The 10,862-nt window shown below is 65.7% G+C and carries 6 protein-coding genes; 2 read left to right on the top strand and 4 right to left on the bottom strand.

Going from position 1 to position 10,862, the window contains the following annotated elements; genetic code table 11:
- From AC5JJ6_RS24745 to AC5JJ6_RS24730, 4 genes are all read right to left on the bottom strand, one after another.
- The coding region (locus tag AC5JJ6_RS24745) for a methyl-accepting chemotaxis protein (RefSeq protein ID WP_496044614.1) at positions 1 to 1,790 on the bottom strand (1,790 nt) is incomplete at its 3' end.
- Positions 1,791 to 1,970: 180 nt separating this feature from the next.
- Positions 1,971 to 4,349 (bottom strand): DUF3772 domain-containing protein, encoded by a 2,379-nt coding sequence (locus AC5JJ6_RS24740; protein ID WP_496044613.1) that lies wholly within the window; start codon positions 4,347 to 4,349, stop codon positions 1,971 to 1,973.
- A gap of 104 nt (positions 4,350 to 4,453) precedes the next feature.
- Complete coding sequence (locus AC5JJ6_RS24735) at positions 4,454 to 6,286, bottom strand: ABC transporter ATP-binding protein (RefSeq protein ID WP_496044612.1); 1,833 nt, start codon at positions 6,284 to 6,286, stop codon at positions 4,454 to 4,456.
- Between the two features lie 317 nt (positions 6,287 to 6,603).
- Positions 6,604 to 8,016, bottom strand: coding sequence for an MFS transporter (locus tag AC5JJ6_RS24730; RefSeq protein ID WP_496044611.1), 1,413 nt, complete (start codon positions 8,014 to 8,016; stop codon positions 6,604 to 6,606).
- Positions 8,017 to 8,471: 455 nt separating this feature from the next.
- Between AC5JJ6_RS24730 and bcsA the strand changes: the two genes are divergently transcribed.
- Entirely contained in the window at positions 8,472 to 10,676 is a 2,205-nt protein-coding gene (gene bcsA, locus AC5JJ6_RS24725; RefSeq protein ID WP_496044610.1) for a UDP-forming cellulose synthase catalytic subunit, read from the top strand.
- Positions 10,673 to 10,862: hypothetical protein (locus AC5JJ6_RS24720; RefSeq protein WP_496044609.1), on the top strand; the 190-nt coding region annotated here is incomplete at its 3' end. The genes bcsA and AC5JJ6_RS24720, both read left to right, overlap by 4 nt.

Genomic DNA, 10,862 nt, shown 5'->3' with positions numbered 1-10,862 from the left:
TTGGACAGCGATTTCACCTCGTTTGCCACGACGGCGAAGCCCTTGCCGGCCTCTCCCGCGCGAGCGGCCTCGATCGTGGCGTTGAGGGCAAGCAGGTTGGTCTGGCTGGCGATATCGGCGATCAGCTTCAGGACGTCGCCGATTTCCGCCGTGGCTTCCTCCATGCGGCCGATGGCGTTCGCCGCCTCACGGGCGCTCGACACCGCGTCGCGCGCGATGCCGCTGGACCGGGCGGCCTGATGCGCGATCTCGTTGCCGGCCGAACTCAACTCCTCGGTCGCGGCGGCGACGCTGGCGGCGTTGGCGCTCGCCTGATCCGCCGCAGTGGTGACGACGGCCGTACTTTCCCGGACGACCGAAAGCGCGTCGAGCAACTGGCCGACCCCGCCGGTGACGCGGTCGTTGCCTTCCTCGACCTCGACCCAGGTCACGTCCAGGTCGCTCTCGATCGTCTTGCAGGTCTCGAGCAGGGTCATGCGTGTGTGCGCCTTCTGGCGCGCCTCGACCTCCAGCCGTTCCTGGGCGTTGTAGGCCAGCTTCACCTGGAGCGCCCGCAGCTGGGCGGCCAGCCGGCGGAATTCCGCAACGGCCGGGACTTCGACCACATGCGCGCGGTCGTCCCGGGCAATGGCGTTGAAATGCTGTTCGAACCGGCGCAACGGCGTCCGCACGGTGCGCAGCAGCAGCCAGCCGGCCCCGACCGCCGCCATGATCGACAGGACCAGGGCGACCGCCGCCTGTCCCAGGCGGCTGCCCAGCTCCTTGCCGGCCCGGGCATATTCCTCGGCCGCGACCCGGATCTGGAGTTCCTCCAGCTTCCTGTTGGCGCCGATCATCTCCTCGAACAGCGGCAGCAGCCTGGCGTCGTGGTGTTCCGTCAGGCGGGCGCCGTCTCCCCCTGCCGCCAGGGCGAGCGCCGGCTCAAGGCCATCGCGCAGGAACAGGGCGCGCCGCTCCTGGAAGGCGGCGGCAAGGAGCTTTTCCTCTTCGGTGAGGTAGGTGGCCATGTACTGCGCCCAAAGCGCATCGATCTGCCGGCTGCCCTTGCCCACTTCGTCGGTGAGCGTCTCGATCCCGCCCCGATCGCCATCCCTCAGATGGAGCGCCATCATGGATATGCGGTGCAGGTTGGCCCGCAGACCGGCGCCGATCCCGGCAAGCTGGGCCTGGGGAATGACGCGGTCCTCGAAGACCGTCCGGAGGCTGTCGTTGCTGTTGTGCATGCCGCTAAAACCGAGCCAGCCGACCAGCAGGATGGCGAGGATGAGCATCGTGAACGTGGCGGCCAGACGGCCGCTGACGCTTGCCAGCGCGTTGCCGACAGTCTGCCGCCAGCCCCGGCGCACGAGGGCGCCTTCCCGGACGCTCAACGTCCGGTCCGACCCCGAGGCGATGCGGGCATAGGCCTGTTCGGCGGCTTCCACCTGGGCGCGAACGGGTTTCGACCGGATCGAGATGAATCCGGATATCTCCCCATCCTCGATCAGGGGCGTGACATTGGCCCGCACCCAATAGTATTTGCCGGACTTCGTCCGGTTCTTGACCAACCCTTCCCACGGCTTGCCGTCCTTGATCGTGGCCCAGAGATCGGCGAACGCCTCCACCGGCATATCGGGATGGCGGACGATGTTGTGGGGAGCGCCGACCAGCTCCTGCTCGGAAAATTCGCTGATATCGACGAACTTTTTGTTGGCGAAGGTAATCGTTCCACCCGCATTGGTTCGCGAGACCAGAAGATCGCCGTCGTCCAGCTCGACCTCTTGATCAGTAACCGGGTCGTTGTTGCGCACCAGAACCTCCGCCATCAGCAAGAGGCCATAATTTGTATCGGGTTTTATTAATTATCCGAAACTATTTGCCTAGTCCTTTCGACATACATATCAGATTCGAAACTTGTCACAGGAGCGTGCCGGCGGGACGCGGAATTGGGGAAAACCCACGTCTTGCCGGGGAACCGATGCGGCGGGGGTTCAGCTCAGGCGCACGCCCATCGCCCGAAACCGCTGAAGGATGTCGAACCACAAGGCGCTGCGGGTCGAATAGACGCTGCGCGGGCTGGACACGAAGGCGATGGCGTTGAAGGCCACGCTGCCGTCGCTCACCCCGTCGATGAAGACGTTGGGCGCCGGATCGGCAAGGACGTTCTGATGGGCGCGCATCGACGACAGCAGCAGATCCCTGACGGCATTGGGGTCGTTGTCGGCGGGGACGCTGAACTTCATCTGGAGCCGTGCTATCGAGTTGGTCAGCGTCTTGTTGCGGACCGACTTGGTGATCAGTTCGGAGTTCGGGACGATCAGGGTCGAGCGGTCCGTCAGCTCGATCTGGGTGGCGCGCACGTTGATGTGCCTGACATCGCCCTCAGCATCGCCGACGGTTACCCAGTCGCCGATCTTGATCGGGCGCTCGGCCAGCAGGATCAGGCCGGAGATGAAGTTCTGCACGATCGCCTGAAGGCCGAAACCGATACCGACCGACAGGGCGCTGGCGATCAACGCGACGTTGCCGAGGTTGAGCCCGGCATAGCTGAGAGCCGCACCCGTCGAGACGATCAGCCCGATATAGCGGAACGTCGTGCTGACGGATGTCCGCACCGCCGCGTCCAGCGACGTCTTGGGCAGGAACTTCTCGCACAGCCAGCCGTGGACGCCCCGGACGATGGTGAGGCCCACGATGAAGATCGCGACGGCGCCCAGGATGGCGCCGGGCGATATGGTGACCTCGCCGACCTTGAAGCCGGCGGTCGCGGTGTTGAGCCGGCCGGGCAGCCCGCTGGTTCCGGCCCCGAACGGAGCCAGCGTCGCGGCGACGGCCAGGAACAGGATGACGATCCGGCTGAGACCCGACAGCAGAAGCCCGACCTGATCGACCGTGCCGGGGCTGAGGCCGATCATGGTATAGACGAACCGGCCGATCGCCCCTTCGCCGCTGAAGACGCTGGTGAAGAAATCGTCGGCGAACTGCATCAGCAGGTAGACGGTGCCGCCGATGATCGCCAGCCAGGTTATCTGACGGACGATGAAGACGCCGAGCGCCACGTAGCCGCTGAGCGAGAAGAAGACCGTGGCCGCCAGCATCAGCCAGACCGCCACCGCGACCAGCCCCCAGAACAGGGTCTGGGGCGGCGCTTCGCCTTCCTTGGCCCTCAGCGCCCTTCTGCGGATGCGGGTCAGCGTCCACATCATGCTGCCGATGGCCAATGCTGTGACCAGTGCGATCAGGCAGCTTCCGGCTATCGTGGCCGGCAGGCTGGCGCCGATCAGGGTGTTCAACTGCTCGAGCAGCGTGCCCGATCCGGCGACCACGCCGATCAGGAAGGGGAAGTGACGGATGCGGCCGACTGTTTCGTCGGAAATCGGCGCCAGCCGCCACGATCCCTTGTCCATCAGGATCGCCCGGCCCAGACCGGTGATGTACGAGACGACGAAGACGGTGGTGGCCGCGATCCAGGCCAGCTGCTCGGCGCCGTCGGTCAGCGAGCCAACCGATATCAGGGCGGCATAGAGGATGATGGCGGCGAGCGAGGGCGCCAGGATGGTGGTCACCAGGAACCACATCGCCAACGCCGACCGTCTGAGCCGGTTGGCCGGCATCTGCCCGATCGCGATCCGCCGGGCCGACGCCTCCAGCCAGCGGCGGGCCGGCACCATCAGGATCACCGCCAGCGCCAGCGCGCCGCCCAGGATGGCGATGTTGCGCGGGTTGGCGACCTCCACCAGGGACGCGAAGTTCTCGCTCGCGAAGTCATGGAGGCGCGACGCGTCGCGCGGCAGGTTCCGGTTCAGATCGCCCCAGAAGCTTGGCGCCAGGACCGATTTGGTCCGCTGCCACAGCTTTTCGTCGAACAGCGCACGGCGCTTGGCGGTGATCTGGTCGCCGGCCTGGGCGGCGGCGACGGACAGGAGGCGGGCGCGCTTGATCCGGGCGTCGATGTCGCCGCGCTGGCGCGACAGGTCGGCCCGTTCCTGCTGGACCTCGGGGCTTTCGGGCTGCGCATCGGGCGCCGGCCCCGGTCCCAACTCGTTCAGGCGGGCATCCAGCGCCGTCAGTTGCGGCGTCAGCTCCTGCGCTATCAGCTCGGTCGCGTCCTGGATGCGCAGGGTATCGGCGCGAAGGTTGCCCAGCGCCGCATCGTCCTGCGCCATCGCGTCGATGCTGGCCTGTACCCGGTCCAGATCGGCATTGGCGGCATTGAGACCGTCATCGGCGCTGGACTGAACGGTACCGGATTGGGCGGTACCGGACTGGCTGGGGCCGGACTGGGCGAAGGCGGGGGCCAGTGAGATCCAGAGGAGACAGAGAGTTAAGGAGAGAAGCCGCCGGAGCGACACTGGCTGACGTTGCCACATGCGCGAATTGCCTTGTTATTCCTGAGTCTCGAGGGTGGTTCGACCCTCCATGCATAGCGGAAGATGGTTAACGCATCCTATGGCGGAACCATGACGTCCCGGATTTATCCGGCCGATCTCTGATCCCGGTCCCGTTGATCCTGAACCGGCTCCGACTGCCGCTCGAACAGCCGCCGGTAAATGCCGTTGGGCCGATGAAGCAGCGACGTATGCGTCCCTTCCTCCGCGATGCGCCCATGGTTGAACACCAGGATGCGGTCGAGGGTCCGTACCGTGGACAGCCGGTGCGCGATGATCAGCGCGGTGCGCCCTTGCATCAGGCGCTCCATCGCCTGCTGGATCAGCGCCTCCGACTCCGAGTCCAGGCTGGAGGTCGCCTCGTCCAGGATCAGGATCGGCGCATCTGCCAGGAAGGCTCGGGCCAGCGCCACCCGCTGGCGCTCGCCGCCCGACAGCTTGACGCCCCGTTCGCCGACCATGGTCGCGTAGCCCTTCGGCAGCTTCGAGATGAAGCCGTGGGCATTGGCCAGCCGGGCCGCATGCTCGATCTCCGCCGGAGTTGCGCCGGGACGGGCATAGGCGATGTTTTCCGCCAGCGAGCGGTGGAACAGGATCGGTTCCTGCGGGACGATGGCGATCCGGGACCGGAGCGACGCCTGCGTGGCGCCTCTCACATCCTGACCGTCGATCAGGACCCGGCCGCCGGTCACGTCGTAGAGACGCTGGATCAGCTTGACGAAGGTGGTCTTGCCCGATCCGGAAGGCCCGACCAGACCGACCCGCTCGCCGGCGGCGATGGTCACCGACAGGTCCCGGTACAGCGGCACGGTGTGGGAGCCGTAGCGGAACGCGACGCCGTCGAAGCGGATCTCGCCGGCGCCGATGCGGATCGGCGCCGCATCCGGGCGGTCCTCGATCCCCAGCGGCTCGTCGTGGATGGCGACCAGCTCCTCCATCTCGTTGACCGAGCGCTGGAGATGGTTGATGTGCATGCCGATGTCGCGCAGGTAGCCGTGGACGACGAAATATGTCGAGAGCACGTAGGTGACGTCGCCGGGCGACGCCCGTCCATGCCACCACAGCATCAGCGAGGTGCCGACGACCGCGGTCCGCATCGCCAGCAGGACGGCGTTCTGGGTCGTCCCGCTCAGCGTATGCCGGGTCCAGGTCCGGCCGGTGCGGTTCCGCCACTTGGTCACGGTGCGGGACAGCCGCTCGTCTTCCCGCGTTTCGGCGCCGAAGGCCTTGACGACGGGGTTGCAGCCGATCGCATCGGCCAGCATGCCGCCGAGCCTGGTGTCCAGGGCGTTCGACAGCTTGGCCGCCGGAGCAACGTATTCCGTGGAGAGATACAGCGTCAGCGCGATATAGGCCGCGGTACCGCCCGCCACGACCAGGCCCAGCACCGGCCAGTGCAGTCCCAGCAGCACCATCGTCCCGAGCAGCACGGTGATGGAGGGCAGCAGGGCCAGCAGAAGCGTGTCGTTCAGCGTGTCGAGCGCCCCCATGCCGCGCGTGATCTTGCGGACGACGGCGCCGGCGAAGCTGTTGGCGTGCCAGTCGGTCGAGAAGCGCTGGACGCGATGGAAGGCGTCCTGCGAGACGTCGCCCATCATCCGCAGCGTCAGCGGAATGATGCCGCTCCAGCCGAGATGACGCAGGACCACCATGCCGGCCCCCAGGGCCACCATCGCCCCGAAGGCGGTCAATGCCGCATGTTTCGCGGCTTCGCGGTCGGCGGACAGGAGGGTCAGCGCGTCGACCAGCCTGCCTGCGAAGAACGGCATGAAGACGTCGGCCAGGGTGGCCGTGACCATGGCGAACGCGACCCATGCCACGAGCACGGGCTGACGGCCCCAATGGCGGAACGTAAAGGAAAGAACGGTGCGGATCGCATCCGCCCGCCGCGGACGCCGCGTGGAATCGACAACAGTCATGAACCTGATCGGCGCAGCTTTGCGCCTGCTCCAATACGGATCGCGCGGGACCGGTCCTCATGGGACGGCGCGCGGCATCCGATTACGGGGGATTGCGATGCCCCGGGCGATGCCGGGGAGGTATGGCGCGGATCACTGGATCCCGCAGCCTACCAGACGGTGGAACCCAGCCACACGACCGAGCCGGGACTGAAAAGCAGGCACCCTGATGTCATGCAGTCCTCCCAGGCTCAAGGATCGTTACATACGCCCATATAGCAGACGTTGCTATACCAGGACTCGGGCACCGGGAGCAACCCGGCATCAAGCATGGCTGGTCAGCCGTGCCGGGGCCATTCCACATGATGCCGGTCGATCACCAGGGTATGCCTGTGGCGGATCGGCGCGTGACGGTGCGGGTGGACATGCGGTTCCGGCCCTTCCCAGCCTTCGTGGGCATGCTGGTGATGCTCGTCATGGATATGGGGATGTTCGTGGCCAAAGGCCAAGTGGACGTGCTCGACCTCCTCCGCATCGCCGGCATGCCAGAGCCGCATTGCAAGCGAGGTCGCGGCGACGGCCACGACACCCATGACGGTGAACGCCGCCCCCACGCCGGCCAGCGCCCCGATCCAGCCGGCCAGCGGATAGGCCGCCAGCCAGCAGGCATGGCTGAGGGCGAACTGCGCCGCGAACAGGGCGGGCCGGTCTTCGGCATGGGCGGATCGCCGGAGCAGCCTGCCGCTGGGCGTCAGCACGGCCGAGTTGGCGGCGCCCAGTGCCGCCCAGACCGGCAGAAGGAGCGGCAGGCCCGCCGTCACGCGCGCCGGCATCACGCCGCTGGACAGGATCACCGCCATCACGAGCGTCCCCGCCGCCAGCACCCAGGCGCCCGCCAGCATGACGGCCCGGTCGGACACCCGCTCCAGCAGGCGCGGCAACAGGAACGCGACCGCCATCGAGCCCGCCCCATAGGACGCCAGCACTACGGCGACATCGGAATCGGTCCCGCCCAATACGGCCCGGACGATCACGACCGTATTGACGATGACCATCGCTCCGGCAGCCGCAACAGCGCCGTTGAGCGCCAGCAATCCTTGAAGGCGCGGCGTCTTCAGGTAGATCCGGGTGCCTTTCGTGATCCTGTGGTAGATCCCGCCCTCACGCTCCGCCGGCATCGCCGGAGAAGGCAGCGCCACGGAACCGACCAGCAAGGCAGAACCGAGGAACCCCACCACCGTTCCGGCGAACAGGTCATGGTAGCCGATGACGGCCAGCAGGGCCGCCGCCAGCGCCGGGCTGGCCAGACTTTCCAGATCGTAGGCGAGCCGCGCCAGCGACAGCGCCCTGGTGTACTCCGCCTCGTCCGGCAGGATATCGGGAATGGTCGCCTGGAACGTCGGCGTGAACGCGGCGGAGGCGGACTGGAGGGCGAAGATAAGGACGTAGACCTGCCAGATCTCGGTGACGAACGGCAGCGACAGGGCAATGACGGCCCGCACCAGATCCATCGCCACAAGGAAGGTGCGCCTGGGCAACCTGTCCGCGAACGCTCCGACGACCGGCGCGACGCCGACATAGGCCACCATCTTGATCGCCAGCGCCGTTCCCAGCACGGCCCCCGCCTCCGCACCGGCCAGATCATAGGCCAGCAGACCGAGTGCGACCGTCAGAAGGCCGGTCCCGACAAGGGCGATGACCTGCGCTGCGAACAGGCGGCGGTAACTGCGGTTGGACAGAGGCGAGAGCATGGCGGACCCCCGGAGCCTTTCACGAGGAAGAGAAACGAACAGTCCGATGGGCATATCGGATCCTGGCCGGAATATGGTCCCGGACGTCGATCCGCTGGAGAATACAGGGTCCAGCCTGCCACCGATATGGACGATCCCGTGGCATACCCTGCCGGTAGCAATAGCCTGACGCATCGAATCCGGCGACGGATCGACGATAGCCATGCAGCGATCATAGCGATTCGGCCATGGTCATTCCTCACGCCTATCACCATCGACAGGAAAACTATGCCGTATTGAAGTAAACACTACCCCATTTATCTGCTCAGTCTTTAGCTTGCATTGTATTTTATACGATATAGTACATGACTTGCCTCTTGGTTACTTTCAAGATTAAGCAAATATTTATCATGCAGCGCAATAAAGGCTCGGTATGACGTGACCTATCGGGGGTCCGCGAAGCGCCGGTACCTTTCATGGCTTATCGATTTTTTGCACGCATTCTCTGGATAGTGCTGCTCACGGCGATCGGCTGTTCGGCGACTTTGCCGGTCAGCCTGGAAGCGCAGCTGCTCGTCGCATGGTCGTTCGTCGGCGCCCTTTTCCTCGTGTCGGCGCTGAAGGCTCACAGGACGGGCCGCATCCTCGGGATATCCTTCGCGGCGTTCGTGACGATCCGATACATCATCTGGCGGACGACCAGCACGCTTCCGGCGCCCGACGACCTGCTCAATTTCATACCCGGGCTGGTGCTTTACGTCGCCGAGATCTTCTCGTTCATGATGTTCCTGCTGAGCATCTTCGTCATCAGCAATCCCCTGTACCGGAAGTCGATCCCGATCGACGACGCGGACCCCGACCTGCCGTCGGTCGACGTCCTGATCCCGACCTACGACGAAGAGCCGAACCTGCTGCTGATCACCCTGACGGCGGCGGTCTCGCTCGACTATCCGAAATCGCGCTTCAAGGTTTACCTGCTGGACGACGGCGGCACCCGGCAGAAGTGCAACCAGGCCGACGCGCTGAAGGCGGATTCAGCAAGGCGGCGGGCGGAGAAGCTGAAGGAACTCTGCCGGACGACCGGCGCCATCTATCTGACGCGGGACAGGAACGAGCACGCCAAGGCGGGCAACATCAACGCCTCGTTCGCCAAGATCAAGGGCGACCTCGTCGCGATCCTGGACGCCGACCACGTGCCGTCGTCCGATTTCCTGCGGAAGACCGTCGGGTTCTTCGTCAAGGACCCTGGCATGGCGCTCGTGCAGACGCCGCACTTCTTCCTGAACCCCGACCCGATCGAATACAATCTGAAGACCTTCCCGCGGATGCCGAGCGAGAACGAGCTGTTCTACCGGAACATCCAGCCCGGCCTGGACCGCTGGAACGCCGCTTTCTTCTGCGGTTCGGCGGCGCTGCTGCGCCGAAGCGCCCTCGACGAAGTCGGCGGCATCAGCGGCAACAGCATCACCGAAGACTGCGAAACGGCGATGGACCTGCACGCCCAGGGCTATCGCAGCGCCTATCTGGACCAGCCGCTGATCGCCGGCCTTCAGCCCGAAAGCTTCGTCAGCTTCATCGGACAACGCTCGCGCTGGGCACAGGGCATGATCCAGATCCTCCTGCTGAAGAACGTCCTGTGGCGCAGCGGCCTGTCGCTGGCCCAGCGGCTCTGTTACCTGAGCAACAGCCTGTACTGGTTCTTCGTCTTCATCCGCCCGATCTTCGTCCTGGGACCGCTTTGCTACCTGTTCTTCGGCTTGCAGATCGTCCGGACCAACGTACCGGAATTCTTCGCCTATATTCTGCCCCACATCGTCGCCAGCGTCATGCTGCCGAATATCCTCAACGGCAAGGCACGCTGGCCGTTCATCTCGGAACTCTACGAATACGTGCTGTCGCTTCACCTGTCGCGGGCGGTGCTGTCCGTGCTCCTGAACCCCCGGGCGCCGCAGTTCAAGGTGACGGCCAAGGGCGAGACGACGACGTCGGACCGGGCCTCGCCGCTGGCGGGACCCTTCGTCTGGATGGTGCTGCTGCTCACCGCCGGCATGGTGGCCGCCGCGTGGCGCTTCGTAGCATTGCCCGAAAGCCGTGAGATCATCGGCATCGTCGCCTTCTGGAACAGCGTCAGCCTTCTGCTGGCCCTGGCCGGACTGGGTGCGGTCTACGAACAGAGACAGATCCGCAAGTTCCCGCGGATCAACCTCCAGGTCCCGGCCCACCTGAAACTGGACGGTGGAGACTTTCCGGCGCAGGTCGTGAACGGCTCGGCCAACGGCCTGAACATCGAGCTTCCGATGCATGCCCGGTCCCAGATGTCGGAATCGATGATCGTGACCCTGCTGGCGCCGGGCGAGGAAGAAGGCACCGAGCGGCAGATCACCATGCGGGTCCGGCGCATGTCGGTCTCGGGCGGCGTCTTTTCCGTCGGATGCGAATTCAACCCGGTCAGCCAGACCGAGGCGACGGCCGCCGTCCAGCTCGTCTACGGCAACAGCCGTATCTGGGCCAAGCGCTGGCAAAACCGGGTGCCGGCGGAAAGATCGATCTTCCGCAGCTTCTGGTTCCTGGTCGGCCTGGCCCTGGGCCACGGCGTCCCGGCGGCCTGGAAAATGTGCAAAAGCGGCATTCTGCGGACTGCCTCCCAGAAGAAGACTTCCGATACGGTGCCCGCCCAATGACCGCCCCAACCTCCCGGAACCGCCGGCTTCCGACGCGTATCGCAGCCGCAAGCGCCCTCTGGCTGACCACCAGTCTGCCCGCCAGTCTGCCCGCCAGTCTGCCCGCTCATGCCCAGCAGCCCGCCTCCTCCCTGCCGGCAGCTGCCCGGCAGGCGGTCGAGGTCACGCCGCTTTCCCTGCTGGCGG

Source organism: Skermanella sp., assembly GCF_059503625.1.
This window is presented reverse-complemented; position numbering and strand designations above follow the sequence as displayed.